The organism is Winogradskyella luteola (genome assembly GCF_019203985.1).
GTDB classification, from domain to species: Bacteria; Bacteroidota; Bacteroidia; order Flavobacteriales; family Flavobacteriaceae; genus Winogradskyella; species Winogradskyella luteola.
This window is the reverse complement of sequence record NZ_JAGSPD010000006.1, coordinates 207,419-232,134: the sequence shown is the minus strand read 5'-3', so window position 1 is coordinate 232,134 and position 24,716 is coordinate 207,419. Positions and strand designations below refer to the sequence as shown.

Annotated in this window: 12 protein-coding genes; all 12 read left to right on the top strand. The window is 35.0% G+C overall.

The window, feature by feature from the left end; translation table 11 throughout:
* Positions 1 to 106: 106 nt before the first annotated feature.
* The 12 genes from KCG49_RS09440 to KCG49_RS09385 all read left to right on the top strand — a co-directional run bounded on the left by KCG49_RS09440 (position 107) and on the right by KCG49_RS09385 (position 24,698).
* The gene (locus tag KCG49_RS09440) at positions 107 to 1,672 is read left to right on the top strand and encodes a glycerol-3-phosphate dehydrogenase/oxidase (protein WP_218546110.1); all 1,566 of its coding nucleotides are present in this window, start codon (positions 107 to 109) and stop codon (positions 1,670 to 1,672) included.
* Between the two features lie 11 nt (positions 1,673 to 1,683).
* Positions 1,684 to 3,180 carry a glycerol kinase GlpK gene (gene glpK / locus KCG49_RS09435; protein WP_218546109.1) on the top strand — a complete coding sequence of 499 codons (1,497 nt, stop codon included), beginning with the start codon at positions 1,684 to 1,686 and terminating at the stop codon, positions 3,178 to 3,180.
* 12 nt (positions 3,181 to 3,192) lie between these two features.
* Positions 3,193 to 3,921 (top strand): MIP/aquaporin family protein, encoded by a 729-nt coding sequence (locus KCG49_RS09430; protein WP_218546108.1) that lies wholly within the window; start codon positions 3,193 to 3,195, stop codon positions 3,919 to 3,921.
* A 127-nt stretch (positions 3,922 to 4,048) separates the two neighbouring features.
* Positions 4,049 to 6,814 carry a LuxR C-terminal-related transcriptional regulator gene (locus tag KCG49_RS09425; RefSeq protein ID WP_218546107.1) on the top strand — a complete coding sequence of 922 codons (2,766 nt, stop codon included), beginning with the start codon at positions 4,049 to 4,051 and terminating at the stop codon, positions 6,812 to 6,814.
* Positions 6,815 to 7,113: 299 nt separating this feature from the next.
* Positions 7,114 to 10,185: a SusC/RagA family TonB-linked outer membrane protein gene (locus KCG49_RS09420; protein WP_218546105.1), complete on the top strand. Its 3,072-nt coding sequence runs from the start codon at positions 7,114 to 7,116 to the stop codon at positions 10,183 to 10,185.
* Between the two features lie 23 nt (positions 10,186 to 10,208).
* Positions 10,209 to 11,819: a RagB/SusD family nutrient uptake outer membrane protein gene (locus KCG49_RS09415; RefSeq protein WP_218546103.1), complete on the top strand. Its 1,611-nt coding sequence runs from the start codon at positions 10,209 to 10,211 to the stop codon at positions 11,817 to 11,819.
* A gap of 98 nt (positions 11,820 to 11,917) precedes the next feature.
* The gene (locus KCG49_RS09410; protein ID WP_218546101.1) at positions 11,918 to 13,492 is read left to right on the top strand and encodes a glycerophosphodiester phosphodiesterase family protein; all 1,575 of its coding nucleotides are present in this window, start codon (positions 11,918 to 11,920) and stop codon (positions 13,490 to 13,492) included.
* Entirely contained in the window at positions 13,489 to 14,361 is an 873-nt protein-coding gene (locus KCG49_RS09405) for an endonuclease/exonuclease/phosphatase family protein (RefSeq protein ID WP_218546100.1), read from the top strand. The genes KCG49_RS09410 and KCG49_RS09405 overlap by 4 nt, the downstream gene beginning before the upstream one ends.
* A gap of 13 nt (positions 14,362 to 14,374) precedes the next feature.
* Positions 14,375 to 16,735: a beta-glucosidase BglX gene (gene bglX / locus KCG49_RS09400; RefSeq protein ID WP_218546098.1), complete on the top strand. Its 2,361-nt coding sequence runs from the start codon at positions 14,375 to 14,377 to the stop codon at positions 16,733 to 16,735.
* A gap of 236 nt (positions 16,736 to 16,971) precedes the next feature.
* Entirely contained in the window at positions 16,972 to 19,779 is a 2,808-nt protein-coding gene (locus tag KCG49_RS09395) for a triple tyrosine motif-containing protein (protein ID WP_218546097.1), read from the top strand.
* 269 nt (positions 19,780 to 20,048) lie between these two features.
* The gene (locus tag KCG49_RS09390) at positions 20,049 to 23,219 is read left to right on the top strand and encodes a glycoside hydrolase family 2 TIM barrel-domain containing protein (protein WP_218546095.1); all 3,171 of its coding nucleotides are present in this window, start codon (positions 20,049 to 20,051) and stop codon (positions 23,217 to 23,219) included.
* Positions 23,220 to 23,228: 9 nt separating this feature from the next.
* Complete coding sequence (locus tag KCG49_RS09385) at positions 23,229 to 24,698, top strand: carbohydrate-binding protein (RefSeq protein ID WP_256259935.1); 1,470 nt, start codon at positions 23,229 to 23,231, stop codon at positions 24,696 to 24,698.
* Positions 24,699 to 24,716 lie beyond the last annotated feature (18 nt).

Here is a 24,716-nt window from a genome sequence, read left to right as displayed (position 1 = left end):
CAATTTTTGGTCAAAAATATAATTAACCATTATTTATAGTTTCGTTTTATTTCGTTTTATGAAAATAATTGTATATTTGAAATATATAGTAATTATCCAAAACTTCATGTTTGAGAGAGATATTTTAGTAGGTCAGCTAAAAAATAACCAAGATTGGGATGTCATCATTATTGGTGGTGGAGCCACGGGGCTAGGTGTGGCTTTAGATAGTGCGACACGAGGTTACAAAACACTGTTGCTCGAGCAAGTGGATTTTGCAAAAGGCACGTCTAGTAGAAGTACAAAATTGGTGCATGGAGGTGTAAGATATTTAGCACAAGGCAATATTGATTTGGTTCGTGAAGCGTTATATGAGAGAGGTTTACTGCTTAAAAATGCTTCACATTTAGTGAGCAACCAATCGTTTATTATTCCTAATTATAGATGGTGGGATAATTTTTTTTACACAGCTGGCTTAAAAGTATATGACTTTTTATCAGGTAAATTGAGTTTTGGTAGTTCAAAAAGAATTAAGAAAAAAGAAACAATTTCTAGATTATCAACTTTGAGTATCGATAAATTAAAAGGGGGAGTGCTTTATCACGATGGGCAGTTTGATGATGCACGTTTGGCGGTCAACATGGCACAGAGTTGTATTGAAAACGGCGCAACCGTTCTTAATCATTTTAAGGTGAAAAACCTTTTAAAAACCAAGGACAATATAGTAAACGGTGTGGTCGCTGTTGATACCGAAACCTCTATCGAATACAAGATCAGTGGAAAGACCATTATAAACGCAACAGGTGTGTTTACAGACGAGGTATTAAAAATGGATAATAGTTCGGCCAAGGATAGTATTCGACCAAGCCAAGGCGTACATTTGGTTTTAGATAAATCTTTTTTACCGGGTGATGACGCTATAATGATTCCGAAAACAGATGATGGGAGAGTGCTATTTTTGGTGCCTTGGCACAACAGAGTAGTGGTGGGTACAACAGACACTTTATTAAATAGTCATAGCTTAGAGCCAAAGGCTTTAGATAGGGAGGTAGACTTTATTATTTCGACAGCCAATAGATATTTGCACAAAAAAGTTGCAAAAGAAGATGTACTAAGTATTTTCGCTGGTCTGAGACCATTGGCTGCTCCAAAGGATAAATCTGAAACGACTAAGGAGATTTCTAGAAGTCATAAGATAATTGTGTCAGATTCAGAATTGATTACTATTACTGGTGGTAAATGGACAACTTACCGAAAAATGGCTCAGGATACAGTCAATAAAATGATTGAAATGAATAAGTTACCGTATGCTGAATGTAAAACACAAGATTTGTTGATTCATGGAGCAAATGGTAGTGTAGATAAATCTCATCACCTTTATATCTATGGTACAGACCGCAAAGGTATAGAACAGATTATAAAAGATAACCCAAGTTTAGGAGAACGTCTGCACGAAAGATTGGAATTTACAAAAGCTGAAGTCATTTGGGCAATAAGACACGAAATGGCAAGAACAATAGAAGATGTGTTAGCGAGACGTGTTAGGGTTCTATTCTTAGATGCCAAAGCAGCCATGGAAATTGCACCTATAGTTGGTGAATTGCTTCGAGCTGAACTAGATAAATCTAAGGATTGGAGAGCAGAGCAAATTTCAGAATTTATAAGCATTGCAGACCATTATGTATTAAAATAATATTAAAAAATATGGGAAAATATATTTTATCATTAGACCAGGGGACTACGAGCTCTAGGGCTATAGTGTTTGATAAAAAAGGCCATATAGTGTCCATGGCACAAAAGGAATTTACACAATATTTTCCCAAACCAGGTTGGGTGGAGCATGACCCTACGGAAATTTGGTCAACCCAAGCAGGTGTAGCCGCCGAAGCCATAGCTAAAAAGGGGTTAAATGTTGAAAATATTGCTGCTATAGGGATAACTAATCAACGTGAAACCATTGTGGTTTGGGATAAAACTACAGGGAAGCCAATTTACAATGCTATTGTTTGGCAAGATAAAAGAACAGCTACTTACTGTGATGAGTTAAAAAAAGATGGCAAAATAGAATTGTTTAAAACAAAAACAGGTCTTGTTATTGACTCTTATTTTTCTGGAACCAAAGTAAAATGGATTCTGGATAATGTTGAAGGAGCTAGAGCAAAAGCTGAAGCAGGCAATTTAATTTTAGGAACTATTGACACTTGGTTGGTTTGGAATTTCACAAAAGGCAAACAGCACATTACAGATGTGACCAATGCGTCAAGAACATTGATGTTTAATATCAATACAATGGAATGGGATGAAGAACTCCTAAAGTTGCTCACAATTCCTAAAAATATGTTGCCAAAAGTGAAGCAGTCTAGTGAGGTTTATGGTCATACCGAATCAACATTTTATGATACCAAAATTCCAATTTCAGGAATTGCAGGAGACCAGCAAGCTGCATTGTTTGGGCAAATGTGTACTAAGCCTGGTATGGTTAAAAATACGTATGGTACAGGTTGTTTTATGTTGATGAACATTGGAGATAAGCCAATTGTATCTAAAAATAACCTATTAACAACAGTGGCGTGGAAAATAGATGGAAAGACCACCTATGCGCTAGAAGGTAGTGTTTTTATAGCTGGTGCCGTGGTGCAATGGCTACGAGACAGTTTAAAAATTATTCGAAATTCTTCAGATGTTGAAGCTTTGGCATCATCTGTAGAGAGCTCAGATGGTGTTTATTTAGTACCAGCGTTTGCAGGTTTGGGAGCACCCCATTGGAATCAACATGCTAAAGGTACATTGTTCGGTTTAACCAGAGGAAGTACAGATGCGCACATTGCAAGAGCCGCTCTAGAATCTATTGCGTTTCAAACTATGGACATTTTAAAAGCCATGGAAGCCGATGCCGATATTTCTATAAAAGAGCTTCGGGTAGATGGCGGAGCTACAATAAATAATATGCTTATGCAATGTCAAGCAGATGTGCTAAATACCGTGACTGTACGACCAAAAGTTGTCGAAACTACAGCAATGGGAGCAGCTTTTTTAGCTGGTTTAGCTGTAGGGTATTGGGAAAACTCTAAAGAAATCCAAGATATTTGGCAAACTGATAAAACCTTTAAACCGGTAGAAGATAGAACCCAGACAGAAGTAAACATCAAGGGTTGGTACAAAGCAATAGGCGCTTTGGAGTATTGGACAAAAACAAACTAAAACAGAATTAACATGACACCATTTATAGCAGAAATCATTGGAACGGCACTATTAATTTTATTAGGTGGTGGAGTTGTCGCTAATGTTGTTCTCAAAAAGACTATTGGAAATAATAGTGGTTGGATTGTAATTACGACAGGCTGGGCACTTGCAGTTTATGTTGCTGTTGTAGTTGCTGGTCCTCACAGTGGTGCACACATTAATCCAGCAGTAACAGTTGCTTTGGCGGTTGCAGGTAAATTTCCTTGGGTAGACGTACCAATTTATATTTTAGCACAAATGTTAGGAGCAATGATAGGAGCATTAACGGTTTGGTTAATGTATAAAAGTCATTTTGAGGTTACGGAAGATGGAGATGCTAAAAAGGCGGTGTTCTGTACAGCGCCAGCAATTAGAAATACATTCACCAATTTTTTTAGTGAAATGGTAGGCACTTTTGTGTTGCTGTTTACAATCCTATATTTTACCGATGCTACCATAAACACTACCGAAACTGTTATAGGTTTGGGGTCTTTAGGAGCTTTACCGGTTGCATTTTTAGTTTGGTCAATAGGCCTATCTTTAGGAGGTACAACGGGTTATGCTATAAATCCGGCTCGTGATTTAGGGCCTAGGATTATGCATGCCTTACTGCCCATTAAAGATAAAGCTTCAAATGATTGGTCTTATGCATGGATTCCAATTGTCGGGCCTTTAATTGGTGGGGTTTTGGCGGCATTTTTAATGATGTTACTTTCTTAAAAATAGTGTTGTACATTATATAAATGTTAAATGCTAATACAAGTAGTATTGGCACTTTGTATACTCATGTTCAAGAATTATATTTACAAATAGCTGTAATACTATGCACTATCTGCTGAAATTTAAAATGAAAATTATCCTTCCTATTTTTATGTTATTCGTTGGCTTGATGTCTCATGGTCAAGAATTACCACCTATTGAAACTTTTACGACTTCCGATTATGGTGCTGAAAATCAAAATTGGATGATTTCACAAGATTCCAGGAATTTTATCTATGTGGCCAATAACTCAGGATTATTGGAATTCAATGGATATGAATGGAAAACTTATCCATCTCCAAACAATACTATTCTAAGGGCTGTAAAAATTATTGATGATGTAATATACACAGGTGCTTATGAAGAATTTGGGTATTGGGAGCATAATGAATTTGGGCAATTAAATTACAGATCCCTTATTCCTAAATTGGATGATGAAGTTTTGTATGATGACCAGATATGGAATATTATAGAATACGACAATCGGGTTGTTTTTCAGTCTGGACACAGATTGTTTTTTTATGATAATTCTACTGAGAGTTTTAGGTCAATAACTTCAGAAAATATTATATACAAGGTATTCAACATTAACAATAAGCTATATTATCATGTAGCTAATGAAGGCATCTATATTCTTGAACAAGGTAAGCCTAAATTATTGATAGATGATGACATAATTTTGGAGGATCGTGTAATAAACATGTTTAGCAATAAAGGATCTGTGGTGCTTCTTACACGTCATTCTGGTTTGTTTCAATTCAAAGAGAATAAGCTGCAACAATGGGATGTGCCCTCCAACCCAAGGCTAAGATCACTAAACATATTCAGTAGTATTCAGCTTAAAGACGGTAGCTTGGCTATTGGAACTATTTCTAATGGATTGATTAAAATTACAGAGAATGGTGAAATTGAGTACGAAATAAATCAAACCAAAGGGTTGGCGAATAATACCGTATTATCCTTATTTGAGGATAGAGATAAGAATGTTTGGCTCGGTTTAGATAATGGTATTAATTGCGTAAATGTTAATTCACCGATTAAAACATTCATTGATTATAATGGGGTTATAGGCACGGTTTACACCACTCTAATTTTCAATAATATATTGTATGTAGGGACAAATCAAGGTTTGTTCTATAGGCCATTAAAAGCTGATGAAGATTTTAAATTCATTAATGGTACGGCTGGTCAGGTCTGGAGCCTTTTTAGTGACAATGATAGAACCTTATTTTGTGGTCATCATTTAGGTACGTTTTTAATACAAGGAGGGGTAGCGAAAAAAATCAGTCCTATTTTAGGAGCGTGGAATTTTAGAACAGTTCCAAACCACAACAATCTTTTACTTCAGGGCAATTACGACGGCTTATACATTTTAGAAAAAAATAAGGATGTCTGGAGGGTGAGAAATAAAATAGAAGCCTTTAAAAATTCCTCACGCTTTTTTGAGATTAACGACTTAAATCAAATTTTAGTTAACCACGAATATAAAGGTGTTTATAAAATACAGCTAGATAGTACTTTGCGACATGTAACGGATGCCAAACGGCAATCTGAATTGGAGCTTGGAAAAAATTCCAGTCTAATCACTTACAAAGATAATATTTGGTACGCCTCAGGAGATGGTGTCTTTAAATACCTTAAAAGTAAAGAAGAGTTTGTTAAGGACAGCATATTAACCAAAATGGTTTTGTCGCACAAAGCCGTAAAGGTCGTAGTAGACCAAACCGATAAATTATGGCTGTTCTCTCAGGATAATATTAGTTTTATTGAAAACGATAATCTCACTAACCTGCCAGAATTGCATAATGTAGCCATTCCTTCAAACCTGAGAAAAGGCGTTCAAGGTTTTGAAAACATACAGCATATAAACAAAAGGCGTTATATTTTGGGAACTTCTAATGGGTATTTAACTATAAACTTATCTGAGGTTGAAAACAAATCGTCTGCTTACACTATTTATTTAAACGCAGTCAAGCTTAAAGATTTAAATAATGATACGAGGTTTTTGCATTTGGGTGAAATGGGGGATTTTAAGTATAAATATGGAACTATAATTTTTAGCAGTTCGGTACCAGAGTATAGCAGATTTACAGATGTTAATTACCAGTATAAGCTCAATGGTCAAACGGACCGTTGGAGCACATGGCAAAAATCTCCGACTATGCAGTTTGAAAACTTACCTTATGGAGATTATTCTATAGACATTAGAGCAAAAATTGAGAATCAACTTTCTGATAATGTCGTAAATTATCAATTTACCATTAATAGACCTTGGTACATATCTAATTTAGCAATTCTATTATATCTTCTTTTGCTTTTAGGTATTGGCTTTTTGATTCATAGAGCTTACAAGTTTTACTACGAAAGAATATTACGGCATGAGCAAATAAAAAATGAAAGACAGATCATACAAGTAAAGAATGATAAGCTAAGTCAAGATATTGATAGTAAGAACAGAGAGTTGGCAACATCTACCATGAGTATTGTAAAAAAGAATGAGTTATTGCGTAAAATAAAAAAAGAGCTAAAGACCAGTACAGATAAAAAAGGAGTAAAAAGTGCCATAGACTTAATAGATGCTAACCTAAAAAACAACAAAGATTGGAGATTTTTTAAACAGGCATTCAATAATGTGGATAAAGACTTTTTAGATAAAATTAAAACAGAACATCCTGATTTAACTCCTAATGATTTAAAGTTTTGTGCCTACCTAAGGCTTAATTTATCATCAAAAGAAATAGCGCCATTACTTAATATTTCAACAAAAAGTGTAGAGACAAAGCGTTACAGGCTAAGAAAAAGACTCAATTTGAGCCATGATGAAAGCTTAGTTAATTATATCTTAAAATTTTAGTCTCACTACGCCACTCTTTTTTACCTAGACTTTACCACGACAAGTATAATTTTATCACCATTTTCAGTGAGTTTACAGAAAATTAACATGCGAATGTATATGTTAGTCTTTTAAGGTTGTTTCGTTTATTTAAATCATGTATTTTTTATATCAATTTTGCAATGTCTGTTTTTTGTCGTGGTTATAATTGAGAATATGATAATGATTTGAGCTTAAATTTACGATAGCATAATGCGCTAAACTCAGTTTAATTGTTCAAGCCATTTTTTGCGACCTAACTTTAATCAAATCAATTATCCATGAAATTAAAATTTCAAAAATCAAGAATTAAGCAATGCCTATTTCTTTTTCTACTTTTTGGCTCGTTGTCATTGGCAGCACAAATAACGGTAAATGGAAAAGTGTTAACAGCATCAGATAAGATGCCGCTACCAGGAGCATCTGTATTAGAAAAAGGAACAGCAAATGGAACGTCAACAGATTTTGATGGTAATTTTACACTTTCGGTAGAAGATCCTAATGCAATATTGGTAATTTCTTACGTAGGTTATAAAACTCAAGAAATTACCGTAACTGATGGAACGATAACCGTAAGTTTAATAGAAGATGCAGAAGCTCTTAACGAAGTTGTTGTCATAGGTTATGGTACACAAAAGAAAAGTGATCTCGTTAATGCTGTGGCTTCAACCGATATGGAAAAAGCCATATTAACACCAACCTCAGATGTAAACGAAATGCTTAGAGGTAGAATTGCGGGTCTGCAAGTTGATGTAGGAGGTGGTACGCTAAGACCAGGAGGGACATCAGATATTATTTTTAGAGGACAAGGCTCTATTGAAGGTAACGTCAGTGCAATTTATGTTGTGGATGGTATCATTAGAGATGAAGGAATAGAAGATATTGATGCAGATGATATAGAATCTATAGAATTCCTAAAAGATGCATCTGCTCAGGCCATTTACGGGTCTAGAGGTGCTAATGGCGTAGTTTTAATTACTACGAAACGTGGTAAAATAGGAAAAGTAACTATCAGTTATCATGGGTTTTTAAGTACAAAAAAGATAGAGCGTAATTTTGATGTTTATAATGGACAAGAGTTTGCGCAATTAAGACGTGAAGCTGTGAGAACAAATAGAGATGACGATACATATCCCGATGATGTAGACATTTTTTCTGAGGTAGAATTAGAAAATATAGCTAATAATAATTTTGTAGACTGGGAAGATGAATTGGTAAGAAACGGTTTTGTAAATAGTCAAGCCATTAGTGTTAGTGGAGGTACTGAAAAAACTAAGGTTTTTGGAAGTTTAAATTACTTTAAGGAAGATGGGCTTATCCCAACCTCTAGTTATACAAGAAGAACATTGCGTCTTAACGTAGATCAAAAAATAAGTAACAAATTCTCAGTGAATTTCGATATCAATATTTTAAATGATGATGTTGCAAGAGCCGCAAATGTTAATGTGATTACAACTTCACCGTTAGGAAGCGCTTTTGATGAAAATGGAAATATTACGCGTTTCCCAAGTGGAGAAGAAGATACAGCAGTTAATCCATTGTGGAATTTAAGGGAACAAGATCATGATGAAAAAGGAAATGATTTTGTCGTTAATGTAACTCCAATTTGGAATATAACAAACGATCTTCAATACCAGTTAAAAGCCAATTTAACAAGACGAAATTCAGAAAGAGGTCAATACTTATCATCTCTAAGTTCTGCTGGTGACGATGTAATGGGAATCGCAAGAATTGATAATCAATTGCGCGAATCGTATTTAGTTGAGAATATTTTAAAATATAATAAGCAATTGGCAGACAATCATAGATTAGATGTCACTTTAGTGCAATCGGCACAAGAGAATAAATTTTCTCGCACATTTACAGAAGGGCAAGGGTTCTCTAACGAAGACTTAGGTTATAATGGAATTACAAGTGCTTTAAACAATGTGTTTGTAGAACGTGATGAAACTACCATTAGATATTTGGGTTACATGGCAAGGGTAAACTATACTTTAATGGATAGATATACATTTGAAGCTACCATGAGGGCAGATGGTGCATCTGTAAATGGCGAAGGTAATAAATGGAGTTACAACCCTGCAGCATCTTTTGGTTGGAAAATCCACAGAGAAAGCTTTTTAGAAGATGTAGGATATATTGAAGAATTAAAGCTTAGAGCAAGTTACGGATCGTTAGTTAATGATTTAGGACGTCCATATACATCACTTTTTACAGCAGATCCTCAACCTTATATTTTTGATAGTGAATCTGCTTCGGGTTTTTCACCTTCAACTATATTACCTAACCCAGATTTACAATTCGAAAGAATAACAACCTTAAACCTAGGTTTAGATTTTTCAGTGTTCAATAGAACTTTAGTAGGTAGTATTAACTGGTATGATGCAAGAACAACAGATTTGATATTAAGAAGAGGAGTACCTTCAATTACAGGATTTAACTCTACGTTTTTTAACGCTGGGGAATTACAGAATACAGGCTTGGAACTTGGTTTAACGGCAAACATCATTAATACTGAAGACTTTAGATGGTCAGTTTCTACAAATTGGTCTAATAACAGAAATGAGATTTTGGACCTTTACAATGATGGTGATGGTAATTCAATTACAGAAGATAACACTTTTAATTACTACGTGGGTCAGCCAGTCGGTGTTATTTACCAATATCAGTTTGATGGCATTTGGCAAGAAGGTGATGATTTTGCAAATGCACCACAAGCCAACCCAGATTCGGCATTTCCACAAGAAAATTTGGCACCAGGGGATATTAGAGTTAGAGATACAAATGGAGTAGATGAAGAAGGAAATCTTACAGGACGACCAGATGGAAGAATTACACAAGAAGACCGTATATTTATAGACCCAAATCCAGATTGGTTTGGTTCTTTATCTACGACTATTGCGTATAAAGGATTCGATCTCCTTTTGGATTTCTACGCTGTAGAAGGAGCTACTAAAATTAACCCATTCTTATCAGATTTTAACAATGGTGGAACATTGTCCGGAAAATTAAATGGAGTAAAGGTAGATTACTATACGCCAGAAAACCCTTCAAACTCCTTTCCAAGACCAAATTTTGATGCGACACCTCAGTATTTAAATGCTTTAGCTGTTAAAGATGCATCGTATATAAGGTTAAGAACGGTAAGTTTAGGCTATACACTTCCAGATAAAACATCATCCAAATTGAGTTTTGATCAAATTAGGTTTTATATTACAGCAACAAACGTATTTACAAATACAGATTATCTAGGCTATAGTCCTGAGGTTAACATTAGACCAACCTTTTCTAACGCAGATACTGGTTATCCAGATGCAAGCGCATTTACCTTTGGGGTAAGAGTTAAATTTTAAAAATTAAAAAAAAGAGCAATATTATGAAAACGACATTTTTTTATTCAAAATTAAAAGTGAGTCTGCTTTTTTCATTGATGTTAGTCTTTGTGCTAGCGTCTTGTAATGATTATTTAGACGAACAACCAAGTACATTAATTGATTCAGATTATATATTCACAACAGAAGAAGGTTTAAAGTCTGGAGTTGTGAGTTTATATAAGTTTGAAAGAGACCGTTATGATAACGCTACAGAAGATTACATGGGTGCAGTTCTTATGTCGTCTCGAAGCGATTTAGCGTTTAGTAGAACAGGCTATACAGGTTTAATGGGGCGTTATCAAAGGGGTATTTCCCCAGTAGATCAAGGTGCCAATTTTGTATCTACTTTATTTTGGAAGCATTTCTATAATATATCTAACAAAGCAACTGCCATTATTAATGCAGCAGAAGATATTGACGGTATAGATGAAGATGTGAGATTAAAAGTTATTGCTGAAGCCAAATATTTTAGAGCACATTCTTATTTCTACTTATATAGAATGTTTAATAACATTTATATAAATACAGAAACTGTGACTGTGGAAAATGCATTCGATGTCATCAATGACAAATCTTCAGAAGAAGATGTTTTTGCACTTATTAATAGTGATCTTAATTTTGCCATTGAGAATTTAGATTGGGTAGATACATTTGGTCGTGTTACCAAAGGTACAGCAAAGCATGTTAAGGCTAAGGTTGCGATGTGGCAAGGTAACTGGCAAGAAGCAAAAGATCAAGCATTAGACGTTATTGAAGATCCAGATAGCCCACACAGTTTAGTGCCTACTACAGCAGGTGTTTTTGCAGGCAATAAGGATAATTCTGAAGCTTTATTTGTCATTCAGTCAGAAGATGATTTGTTAGGAGGTGGAGATGTAACCATGATGAATGCTAATTACGTAACGCAATATTTTCAAATTCCAGGTATAGAGGAAGACATTGATCAAGGCGGAAGAGGGTTTTCTAGAGTTTTACCAAACTTATATTTATTGAACCTTTTAGAAGAAGATCCAAATGATGACAGAGATGATAATACGTATTTTAGAAGAAAGTTTTTTTATAATGAAGGTGACAATATAGGTCAAGAAATTGATATCTATAAACCTATCAGTGATGAATATCCGGAGGGTGTTCAGTACCAACGTTATTACCAAAGACTACACCCTTCTTGTATAAAATTTGCTGAAGATGATGACAATGAAGACTCTTATAGAAATAGAAGTAATATTATGGTTTACCGATTGGCTGAAACATATTTAATCGCAGCTGAAGCTATGATGATGTCATCTGGTGATCCATTACCATATATCAACGCCGTAAGATTAAGGGCTAACGCTGCGCCATTAACAAGTGTTGATCAACAAGCCATTTTAGACGAGCGCGCAAGAGAACTTGCTTTTGAGGGTCAACGTTGGTTTACGTTAAAGAGAATGGGTCAAGAAGTTATAGATTTTCAGATTACCAGTTATGCAGGGGATGGTGAATTTTTCCCAGCAAATTTAGGAGCTAAAGATCCTAGAACCAATTGGCAATCACATTATATTAATTGGCCAATAGCACAAAGAGATTTAGATTTGTTGGGTTCTGGTTACCCACAGAATGACGGTTATTAAAATTGATTGAGTTAGCAGTTTTTTTAAAGATATATAGGGCAAGTAAATCTTGCCCTTATATTTTTAGGATTACCAATCATAAACTTAAAATTGTATATATGCGCTGTTTTTTATTCTTATTCATCTGTGCCCTGTTTAGTTCTTGCAATACAGGTCAAAATTCGGAAACTATTGTTTTTGCTAATAATCCAGTTATTGCTCATCGTGGCGCATGGAAAGCGAAAGGATTTCCAGAAAACTCTATTGCAGCATTAAGATATGCCATAGAATTGAATTGCACAGGATCTGAATTTGATGTGCGCATGACAAAAGATAATATTTTAATTGTAACTCACGATGCAGACTATAAAGGTCTTATCATAGAAGAAAATACTTATGATGAATTAGCTAAGCATAAGTTATCTAATGGCGAAAAATTACCAACCTTAAGAGATTACATTGAGGCTGGTATGAAAGATAATGATTCTACAGGTATGGTCTGTGAAATCAAACCCTCTAGAATAAAAGAAAGAAGCAAGTTAATGGCAGAGAAAACCCTTGCTATAGTAAAGGAGTTAGGGGCAGAATCTTACATGTCCTACTACATTAGTTTTGGTTATGGAATTATTCAGAGGATCAAAGAGATAGACCCAAAAGCAAAAGTTCTTTATTTAAATGGCTCTAAAAACCCACAAAAATTAAAAACAGATAATATAGATGGTCTAGATTACTATCATTCGATTTTTAAAAAACATCCAAACTATATTGAAGATTCTAAGGAATTAGGACTTAAGCTCAATGCTTGGACAGTCAATAAAGCAGAGGATATAGATTGGTTGCTTGCCAATGGTTTTGACTACATTACTACCAATGAACCCGAATTGGTGTTCGAGAGGATGAAAAAGAGCCCAACCACGAAAGGATATAAATTGGTATGGAGTGATGAATTTAGTTACAGTGGGAAACCTGATTCTCTAAAGTGGAATTATGAAATTGGCTTCAAAAGAAACCAAGAAAAACAGTACTACACTAATCGTCTTGAGAATGCAAGAGTAGAAAAAGGATATCTTGTAATTGAGTCGCGCAAAGAAACGATTGAAAATACAGATTACCTTAACCAAACCCGACCTAATTGGATTAGCAAAAAACCCTACGCAGATTATACTTCAGCAAGTCTTACTACAAAAGATTTGGCAGATTGGACCTATGGGCGTATAGATATCAATGCAAAACTGCCCGAGGGGATTGGTCTATGGCCTGCATTCTGGATGCTTGGCCAAAATTGGGAAGAGATTGGCTGGCCAAAATGTGGCGAAATTGATATTATGGAACACGTTGGTTTCGATCCAGATTCTATTTTTGGCACTATACATAGCAAAGCATATAATCATATGAAAGGTACCCAAAAAGGCAAACGTGTTTATATTGAGAAACCTTATGATAAGTTTCATACCTACAGCTTAGTCTGGACGCCAGCTGATATGAGTTTTCTTTTAGATGGTAAGGTCTATAATCGTATTGAAAATGAAAATACAACTACAGACGAATGGCCTTTTAATCAAGATTTTCATCTCAAAATAAATGTAGCTGTTGGTGGCATGTTAGGAGGGAGAAAAGGTATAGACGATACAGCTTTCCCTAACAAAATGCTAGTGAATTACGTGAGAGTTTTTCAAAAACAAAACGAATCATGAAATTAAAGGGTCTATTTACAATGCTATTACTATTTACCGTTTTTACTTGTGAGAATAGTAAAACTCTAACTACTAAGGTTGGATCAAATACTGTAACGGTCAAGGTTATGACTTACAATATTCGATTAGATACTGAAAATGATAAAGAAAATGCCTGGTCTCACAGAAAAGCATTCTTAAGCTCACAAATACGTTTTTTAAGCCCTGATGTTTTAGGCGTTCAAGAGGCCTTGCCAAATCAAATAGAAGATCTTAACAAAGCTTTAATGGATTACAAGTCTTTTGGAGAAGGTAGAGATGGAGGTAGTAATGGAGAACATTCTGCTATCTATTATAATAGTAAAACATTAAAAGTTGATGTGTATGATACATTTTGGTTGTCAGAAACTCCAGATACAATGTCCAAAGGTTGGGACGCTGCCTTGCCTAGAATTTGTACCTATGGGTTGTTTTCTTCCTTAAGTAATGGGAAAAAATTTTGGGTCTTCAATACGCATTTTGACCATGTAGGGGCTAAAGCAAGAAAAGAAAGTGTAAAGCTCATTCTAAAAAAAATAGAAGATTTAAACAAAAATAATCATCCTGTAGTTTTAATGGGTGACCTTAATGTTGAGCCTGATAGCGACGTTATAAAAGCGACAAAAGAAGCACTCGTTGATGCCAAGGATATTGCAAAAATCAGTTTTGGCAATGATGGAACTTTTAATGGCTTTAGATATAATGAACCATCCAATAGACGTATTGATTATATCTTGCTTTCAAAATCTGCTATGCCTAAAGTAGAGAAATATGCAGTTTTTACGACTGCTGTAGATTTTAAATTTCCATCAGATCACTTTCCTGTTTTTGTAGAATTAATACTTAAATGATTCATTTATTATCATGAATTCATCGTCATTTTTCTTTTTCAAAATTGTAATTGCTATAAAACTCATTATAATCTTACTGATAAGTCATACGACTTTCTGCGCCCAAAATAGTGTGGTTGAAAATAAATCAAAATCTGGCACTAAAGAAAATATAACATTAATAGACAGTGTAATAGAGCGAAAAGTAGACTCCGTATTAGCCCTAATGCAACCTAATGAAAAGATAGGGCAATTAGTTCAATATAGTGGTAGCAGGGATATCACTGGCCCATCTTCATCTAAAAAGGATCAATACAAATTAGAGAAATTGAAAAAAGGAGAGGTCGGCTCAATGTTAAATATAACCTCGGTTGCATCCATTCGTGAGACTCAAAAAATTGTAATGGAGCATTCTAGATTAAAAATACCATTAATCTTTGCTTACGATGTTATACATGGTTATAAAACTATATTTCCCATTCCGTTGGGTGAAAGTGCAAGCTGGGATTTAGAAATGATAGAACGATCTGCGTCAATAGCCGCTAAAGAAGCTGCAGCATCAGGTTTAAACTGGACATTTGCACCAGTTCTAGATATTTCAAGAGATGCACGCTGGGGAAGAGTCATGGAAGGAGCTGGTGAGGATACTTACTTAACAACTCAAATTGGAGTAGCAAGAATAAATGGCTATCAAGGAAAAGACTTATCTGATGTTAGTACCGTTGCGGCTTGTGCAAAGCATTTTGCAGGTTATGGATTTGCAGAAGGAGGTAGAGAATATAATACAGCTAACATTGGTGAGTTTGAGCTGCACAATACCATATTGCCACCTTTTGAGGCTGCTGCAAAAACTGGCGTAGCAACCTTTATGAATGCTTTTAATGATATTGACGGGATTCCAGCAACTGGCCATAAAATGTTACAAAGGGATCTTTTAAAAGGTAAATGGAACTGGAAAGGGTTTGTAGTTTCAGATTGGGGAAGTATCCATGAAATGATGACCCATGGATATGCTGAAGATAAAATGCATGCAGCAGAACTTGCCATAAATGCCGGTAGCGATATGGATATGGAGTCTTATACCTACGAGGCCGCATTAAAACCCTTGATAGCTAAAAAAAAGGTGTCAATTAAAACTATTGATGATGCGGTAAGGCGTGTGTTGAGAATAAAGTTTCAATTGGGATTGTTTGATGACCCATACAAATACTGTAATAACCAAAGAGAGCAAGAAGCAATTTATACACCAGAACATTTATCCATAGCAAGAGAAGTTGCAAAAAGGTCTATCGTCTTACTTAAAAATGATAATGATTTATTGCCATTATCCAAAAACATTAAAAGTATTGCAGTAATTGGACCATTGGCAAACGATAAAAATTCCCCGTTGGGAAATTGGAGAGCCAAAGGCAAATACAACAGCGCAGTGTCGTTATTGGAGGGTGTAAAACAAGCTGTAGGTAAAAGCACAAAAATTTATTATGAAAAAGGAGTTGACCTAACTATTCCAACCGTTGAAGCTGGGGAAAATCAATTTTCACGTCCGTTGAAATTTAATAAAGATGATCGTTCGGGTATTCTTGAAGCTGTAGAAGTCGCAAAGAAAGCAGATTTTGTATTACTGGCTATAGGTGAAGATGCATACCAAACAGGCGAAGGTAGAAGCCAGACATCTATTGGTTTCTTTGGACTTCAATTAGAATTATTAAAAGCGATTAAAAAAGTTAATGATAATATCATTATTATTTTAATGAACGGTCGCCCAATGGATCTTAGTGAGCCCTCAGAGATTGTTCCTTCTATTCTCGAATGCTGGCATTTAGGTTCGGAATCTGGTAATGCCATAGCAGATGTGGTTTTTGGTGACTATAATCCCTCAGGAAAGTTGCCTATATCATTTCCACACAATGTTGGTCAAGAACCAATTTACTACAATCATAAAAATACGGGAAGACCGCCGGTAAAAAATAGAGTGACATCTTCAGGTTATAGAGATGCTCCCTCAACAGCACTTTATCCATTTGGATTTGGCTTAAGTTATACAGAATTTAAGTATAGTAATTTAAATTTGGATCAAGCGGAAATACCAATTGATGGAGAAATAAATCTATCTGTAAAGGTTACCAATATAGGTGGTAGAGAAGGACATGAAGTAGTGCAATTATATATAAGGGATTTAGTAGGGAGTCTCATTAGGCCAGTAAAGGAATTAAGAGGTTTCAAAAAAATAAATTTGAAAGCTGGAGAATCTAAAGTTGTTAACTTTAAAATAAATGCCAAAATGCTTCAATTTTATACGGCTAACAAAAAATGGGAAGTAGAACCAGGCATATTTAATGTTTGGGTTGGTGGAAGCTCACTTGCAGAGTTAAAAGAAACGTTTACAGTTTTTTGATAATAGCATTGACTAGCTGTGCAACTTTAACAGATATAAAGGTCAATTTCAAGCATATTAATAAGTAGTTTGTATTTAACCTGTTCATATTTCTCTATGTTTAGTTACTACACGACCTCTACAAATATGGGTTAATCCTTTTATTTACTTATATTAGTACCTTAACATTGTACAATAAACCGTGTTTTGTCAAAATACTAAGGCATAGGTAGAGGTTATTAACATCGTATTGATTGATGCGCTTAATCAGAAAGATCCTTCGTTTTTCATTATGTTTAATAGCACTGAATATTCAGTCGCAAGAGGTGCCTCCTATTCAGGTTTTCACTCCTCAAGATTATAATGCAGAAGACCAAAATTGGAGTGTATCACAAAGTGAAAACGATTTTATTTATGTGGCTAACAATAAAGGACTTTTAGAATATAATGGTGCTTATTGGCAATTGTACGAATCTCCTAATAATGATATTTTAAGATCAGTACACGTCGTTGAGGGTAGAATCTATTCTGGAGGTTATATGGATTTTGGATTTTGGACAAAAAATGAATACGGGGGTCTTTTTTATAAATCTTTAACTAAGAACAAAACCTTTAAAATTAAGGAAGATGAAGAATTTTGGGGTATTATAGATATAGAAGGATTCATCTTATTTCAATCTCTAGATAGAATATACATTTATAATGCATTAGATGAAAGTGTTAGGGTCATTGAGTCCGAGTCTAGAATCAACAAAATGTACAAAGTGAATGAAACCATCTATTTTCAAAAAAATGGAGTTGGCGTTTTTAAGATAGAAAATGGAAAAGAAGTCTTTGTTACCTCGTACTTAAGCACTGATAATATTGAGATTATAAATATATTCGATAATCAGAACACACTATTATTTTTAACCAAAGAGGATGGGTTTTATGAGTTTCAGAACAACAAGGTTAAAAAGTGCAATTATGCCGAAAATGATTTATCTAACGTAAGTTTATATAGTAGCACAAAACTTAGGGACGGAAGCTTTATGCTTGGTACGATATCTAATGGCATCATTCAATTAGATAATAAAGGCAATACTATTCTAAAAATCAATAAATCTTCTGGCTTAAGTAACAATACAGTACTATCGATTAAAGAAGATGCCGATGGCAATGTTTGGCTGGGCTTAGATAATGGGGTGAATGTCATAAATTTAAATTCACCTTATAAAGTTTATAAAGACAAACAAGGGACGTTGGGTACAATTTACGCCTCTGTAAAAACAAATGAAAATCTGTATTTAGGAACTAACCAAGGGTTGTTTTACAAAACGTTGGATTCACAGTCAAGTTTTAAGTTTGTTTCTGGTACAGAAGGTCAAGTATGGTTCTTAAAAATTTTGCAAGGCACATTGTTTTGTGGTCATGACAAGGGAACTTTTATAATCAATAAAGATAGAGCCCAAAAAATTTCAGAAGAAAAAGGGACTTGGAAAATAAAGGAAATTGAAGGTAAACCTAACCTTTTAATACAAGGCAATTATAGAGGTTTAAGCATTTTAGAAAAGATAACTAATAATGAATGGCAATATCGAAATAAAATAAATGGTTTTGATATTTCTTCGCGATATATTGAATTTTCAGGTGTAAATGAAGTGTTGGTAAGTCATGAGCATAAAGGGGTTTACAAAATAGAAATTGACAGTACTTATACTAACGTGTTGAATTATAAAAAAATAGCAGTAAAACAAGGTGTAAAATCAAGTATAGCAAAGTTTAACAATTCAATTTATTATAGCTATAAGGAGGGTGTTTATCGCTATAACGAAGATAAACAGTGGTTTGAAAAAGATAGTCTATTGAGTACATTTTTGAGTCAAGAAAAATACTTGTCGGGTAAACTCATTAACGATAAAAAAGGTGACAGACTTTGGGGATTCAATAATAACGAAATTATATATATCGAAACGGGTAAGTTGTCAAATAAGCCCGATGTAAACACCATATCCATTCCGAGCAAACTAAGAAGTAATAAGACCGGATTTGAGGACCTGCTCAATCTAGGTGATGGAAACTATTTATTTGGTACCACTGATGGTTATTTCATTATTAACTTGAATAAACTTCAGCAAAATTCTGATAAAATTTATTTAAACGAGGTGTCTTATGGTTCGTTTCACAGCGAATTGGTACCAATAGATTTGAATAAGGAGGATTTAGAATTATCAAACAAAAATAACAGCCTTAAGTTTAAGTATAGTGTTACCGATTATGATAAACTCTCATCTTCAAAATACCAATATAGATTATTGGGTATTTATGACGAATGGAGTGCCTGGTCAACAGATTCAGAAGTGTTTTTCGAAAACCTGCCTTATGGGAGTTATAGTTTTGAAGCAAGGGCAATAACTGGTGGTGTTGTTACTAACAATGTGCTATCTTATACTTTTTCTATTGATAAACCCTGGTACCTAAAGCCATTGGCTATTACATTATATGTTTTGTCATTCTTGTTCTTGGCACTAATTACACAGTATTTAAACATACGTTATTACAAAAAGCAAAAACATAAGCTTATTGAGAAAAAGGGACGAGAGTTAGAGTTAAAGCAGTTGGAAAATCAACGGCAATTAATGGAATTTAAGAACGAGAACTTGCAGCTGGATATTGAAAACAAAAACAGAGAGTTAGGAATTGCAACAATGAATTTAGTAAAGCGTAATGAGTTCCTTAATACTATTAAAGAAGAATTATCCAGGGGTAAATCGTTAGATGATTTTAAAAAGGTGATTAAGCTCATTAATTCAAATTTAAACGACACCAACGACTGGAAGCTATTTGAAGAGGCTTTTAATAATGTGGATAAGGACTTTATGAAAAAAGTTAAATCGCTCCATCCGTCAATTACTCCAAATGATTTAAGATTATGTGCTTATCTGCGCTTAAATTTATCTTCAAAAGAAATCGCGCCATTACTTAATATTTCACATAAAAGTGTAGAAGTTAAACGCTATCGTTTGCGTAAAAAGATGGGATTAGACCACGAACAAAGCCTCACAAACTACATTTTAGAGATTTAAGACCCATACAAAATTAATTTAGGACTATACATAACCTATACAAATTGCTTTTTCGGCAATATAATCGTGTAATTCTCAACTAAATATTAATAAGTTAGAGTCGCAAATTAAAAGGTAAATAACTAAATTATTATCAAATTTCACCTCATTTCATTGCATTGTATATTTTTTGTATAGGATAAAATTAAGAAATTGATAATTTTTAATTATATGTTTATATCCACCTACACGATATAACTAATTAACTAAACTTTTTTAAAAACAAGATTATGAAAAATTACTTTCTTAGGTTAATACTAATATGTCTTGCGCTTCCTGTCTTTGGACAAGCTGATAAAATATCGGTTCAAAAAAGTAGCGAAGGAATGAAATTGACTGTAAATGGAGAAGACTTTATAGTCAATGGAATCAATTGGGATTATGTTCCTATTGGTAATGGAATACTCGATAAAGGCATTTGGGATAAATCAGACGATGTAATCAAAGCTGCCCTAGATTCTGAAATGCTTCTTTTTAAAAATATGGGAGTCAATGCAATTCGTACGTATGGTTTGGAGCCAAAATGGATTTCTTACATCTATGAAAATTATGGTATTTATACTATGCTAAATACACAGTTTGGAGCATATGGACTAACAATTAATGGAGCATGGGTACCACAAACAGATTACACCAATCCTGCAACTCGAAAAGTATTAATGAAAGAAGTAAAAGACATGGCTAAAAAATACAAGGATACGCCAGGTCTATTAATATATATGATTGGTAATGAAAACAATTACCACCTTTCTTGGACAGGAGCTGAGACTGAGGCCATACCAATTGATGGTGTAGACCCAGGCATACGTTTAGCAGCTGAAGGACTCTACAAAGCCTTCAACGATGCCGCATTAGAAATCAAGGCTATAGATAATTCAGTGCCAGTAGCCATTTGTAATGGTGACTTACTGTATTTAGATATTGTTAAGGAATATTGTAAAGATATTGATATTTATGGCACCAATATGTACCGTGGTATATCGTTTGGCGATGCGTTTCAAAGAGTAAAAGATGAATTAAACAAACCTATTTTATTTGCTGAGTTTGGGTCAGATGCTTTTAATGCCATTGAAAATGAAGAAGACCAACTGATGCAAGCATATTATAATGTCGGTAACTGGAAAGATATTTATCAAAACGTTGCAGGTTTAGGGAAAGCAGGAAATTCTATCGGCGGATTCACATTTCAATCTAGTGATGGATGGTGGAAATGGAACCAGACCAAGGATTTTGATGTACATAATACTGTTGCAACTTGGCCAAATGGTGGTTACGAAAAGGATCTTCCCCCTGGTGGCAATAACATGAACGAAGAATGGTTTGGTATTTGTGCAAAAGGACCAACAAATGAACGAGGACTATATAAATTATATCCGCGTGCTGCATATTATGCACTTAAAGAGGTGCATCAGCTTAATCCTTATGATGAAGGTGTAGATGCAGATTTTGTTAAAAATTATTTTGACAACATCCAGTTAATGGATGCAGTACTTCGCGCAAGAGGGGATAAAGCTGCACTAGGCGGAAATGAATCACAAAAGATTAGATTGAGCCAACTAACTGCAAGGTTTACTACTTTTAATACAGGTGGTAGTTTAATTGACACACCAGAAAATGTAGATGCAACTAATCCAGAACAAAGACCAAATCAATTGGGCTTTGATCACATGCAATCTTTCTTTATTGGAGTAGAGGGCAATCCTGCATCAAATGTAAGAGCTTCAGCAAATTTCAATATTGTGGGCAATGTAGCCCAAAACCCCATTGATGAGATTTTCTATGAAACTATTACACGGCAACAGGTTGTTGACCCTACTGATAATACTACCATTGTAGATGATGGTGGAAGAGTTAACCTATATCAAGCAGAGTTTGAATGGAAAGCAAAAGAATTTGATTTAAGAGGGTTTTACCGTACAGGCCATTACCATTGGCAATACGAAGGAGATTTCTTTGGCCTCTACCCAGAAGCTAACTACGGCCCTAACTTAGATATATATGGAGGTGAAATATTAGGTTTGGAAATTGATGGTAAAGGATCCCTAGATGGTTTAAAAGCTGCTTTTGGCCCTCAATTATGGTGGGGAGCAAACCCAACGGCACTATTGAAGTACCATCGCAAGATTGGAAAATTTGATGTTACCGGTATTTATCACAGAGATTTAGAAACAGATGTAGAATTTGATGCCAATGGAAGACGTGTTTTAGACCCCAATCAGGTTCGAAGTGGTGTAATTCCACCATGGCCAATGGAAAGAGCGTCTATAGCTATTGAGAGAGAATTTGGAAAGTTTGGTGTTACAGTTGGTGGTATTTGGGGTGGTAGCCCCCTAAACGGTAGTTCCTTTCAAGATGTTGATGAAGGCCAAGTATTCGTAGATAAAATTTCTGGTAAAGATAATTGGGGCGGAAAGGTAAAAGTGACTTACGAAGGTGGTAAGTTTAATATGTATGCACAAGGTTCTGTAATGGGATTAGTTGCTAATGGTGGCGCAGATGCAACACAAACTTTTACAGGTTGGAGGCTTAAAGATTCAGGTAGTGGTAATATGACCAATTTCTTAACAGGATTTACATACTCTTTCGATAATTTTCAGGTCGCTCCAAATTTTATGTGGCAAAAACCTTTGGTTGATGCTATGCCAAATGATGTAAATGCACCTGGTAGACTTAGAAACTTTATTGACGATCCTTTTGCGGTCAGAGATGGTAATAGGGAAACTATGGGAAGTGAAATATTATTTACTTACGATCCTACACCTGGCACGTGGATGTATCAATGGGACAACGATAGAGCTGAAGATGCTAAATTTGCAATGAACTTAGGTTTTGTTTATCGTCATTTACCAACGGCAATGGATGCTCATATTGGTTTTCAGGCTGACCGTTCTCTTTTGATCTTCCCAAATTCAGCACCAGCAGAAGATTTATGGGAAATTCATACAAGAATGGTATCTAAGGTAAGTTCAGACTTAGGTCTAATAGGTAACTTTTATTATGGAAATGGACAAGCAAATGGTAGTAGTGATCGATTGATTAAACGCTTTGGTGGTGATATAAGAGCCATTTATAAAAAGATGAAGTTCGAAACGCACGTAAAAGTAAATGATTGGGGGCCTTTTGATTATCATAGAGACTTTAACTTAACGTTTCCGCTACAGTTAATGTTAGACGTATCCACTTCCTTAGGTAAACCAGACTGGTTTATTTTACCAAGCACAACAGTTGGTATAAGAGGAACATGGAGATCTTTAGATGAGTTTTCACCTAGGTATTCTCCACTTGCTACGCCAGCTAATGCGACTAATCCTAACCAACCACCAATTCTTAGTCCAGTAGGATTTCCTGATGGTACCGAATGGGAAATAAGAACTTATGTACATATCAATATTGGAAAATAAAAATAGTAAATGATGAAGACTATAAAATCAATAAAATTAAAAAGTATTTGTATTCTAGGCTTAGTTTTAATCCTGGCGTATGGATGCGAAAGAGATCTTACGGATGATGCTGTATTGGCAACATTCCCCACAGAAGGTGATATTTTTACGGATGCACCAGTTGGTTTAACCGATCAGTTTTTTAGATCTTTTGATCCAGCAGCTGGAGCTAACGTAAATGGCTTTGGGGTTGATGATGGTGTGGCTTATGAGGGTACAAGTTCTATACGTATAGATGTACCTGTGCCCAATGACCCAGAAGGAGGATTTATCGGAGGAGTATTTGAAGATCGCGGTGATGGAAGAGATCTAACAGGGTATGATGCTTTAACGTTTTGGGCTAAAGGTTCTACTACAGCTTTGATTGGCACGGTAGGCTTTGGTGATAATCTTGAAGAAAATGATTATGTAGTCACCTTAAATGATTTACAGCTCTCTACAGACTGGAGAAAATATATTATACCAATGCCAGATCCTTCAAAATTGACTCAAGAGAAAGGTATGTTTTTGTTTTCAGCAGGAACAAATAGCACTGGGGGCATGGGCTTTACCTTTTGGATAGATGAATTAAGGTTTGAAAATCTAGGAACAATAGGCCAAGAGCGACCACAAATATTCAATGGTGAAGATATTGTGCAAGAGGCCTTCATCGGTTCTAGTATTGCGATATCTGATATTGGGTACAAGGTTAACCTACCATCGGGTACAAATCAAACAGTAAATGCCTCGTCAAATTATTTTTCATTTATAACATCAGACCCCGCAGTGGCTATAATATCAGAGGAAGGTGTGGTAAATATCGTTGGTGAAGGAACAGCAACAATTACAGCTAGGATAGGAGATTTACCTGCAGAAGGCTCTTTAGAGGTGACAGCTAGTGGTCCTTTTCCTAACGCCCCAGTTCCAATGAGAGATGCTGCAAACGTAGTGTCACTTTTCAGCGATGCTTATTCTAATGTGTCGGTAAGACATTACAATGGCTTTTTTGGTGGGTCAACAACACAAGGTGGTGCAGGTTCAGATCCTAATAATGTAGATATCCAAGCCCAATTTTCTGATGGTACACCAGATAATATTATTAATTATACTTCATTAAATTTTGTGAGTATTGGAACCTATGAAACCGTTCCTTTAGTCAATATAAGTGCTATGACACATCTTCATGTAGATATAAATGTGAGAGAAACAGTAGATCCTTCAGATTTTATTAGACTTTCACTAGAAAGTGGAACAGGAATAGGCAGCACATCCTTTGGGTCATTCATTGTAAACTCGACTGCCTTAAACAACATAGACGCTAACGGTTGGGTCAGTCTTGATGTACCACTATCTAGTTTTAGCGGATTTTCAGATCCTGCAAATTTAGGACAACTGTTCTTTGTTTCAGATAACACAATAGCAGACATTTGGGTAGATAATGTCTACTTCTATAACGAATAATGATTTAACACACAGAGA

Coding starts and splice junctions, on each gene's coding strand:
- KCG49_RS09440 (WP_218546110.1), top strand. CDS start 107: ATGTTTGAGAGAGATATTTTAGTAGGTCAGCTAAAAAATAACCAAGAT.
- glpK (WP_218546109.1), top strand. CDS start 1,684: ATGGGAAAATATATTTTATCATTAGACCAGGGGACTACGAGCTCTAGG.
- KCG49_RS09430 (WP_218546108.1), top strand. CDS start 3,193: ATGACACCATTTATAGCAGAAATCATTGGAACGGCACTATTAATTTTA.
- KCG49_RS09425 (WP_218546107.1), top strand. CDS start 4,049: ATGAAAATTATCCTTCCTATTTTTATGTTATTCGTTGGCTTGATGTCT.
- KCG49_RS09420 (WP_218546105.1), top strand. CDS start 7,114: ATGAAATTAAAATTTCAAAAATCAAGAATTAAGCAATGCCTATTTCTT.
- KCG49_RS09415 (WP_218546103.1), top strand. CDS start 10,209: ATGAAAACGACATTTTTTTATTCAAAATTAAAAGTGAGTCTGCTTTTT.
- KCG49_RS09410 (WP_218546101.1), top strand. CDS start 11,918: ATGCGCTGTTTTTTATTCTTATTCATCTGTGCCCTGTTTAGTTCTTGC.
- KCG49_RS09405 (WP_218546100.1), top strand. CDS start 13,489: ATGAAATTAAAGGGTCTATTTACAATGCTATTACTATTTACCGTTTTT.
- bglX (WP_218546098.1), top strand. CDS start 14,375: ATGAATTCATCGTCATTTTTCTTTTTCAAAATTGTAATTGCTATAAAA.
- KCG49_RS09395 (WP_218546097.1), top strand. CDS start 16,972: ATGCGCTTAATCAGAAAGATCCTTCGTTTTTCATTATGTTTAATAGCA.
- KCG49_RS09390 (WP_218546095.1), top strand. CDS start 20,049: ATGAAAAATTACTTTCTTAGGTTAATACTAATATGTCTTGCGCTTCCT.
- KCG49_RS09385 (WP_256259935.1), top strand. CDS start 23,229: ATGATGAAGACTATAAAATCAATAAAATTAAAAAGTATTTGTATTCTA.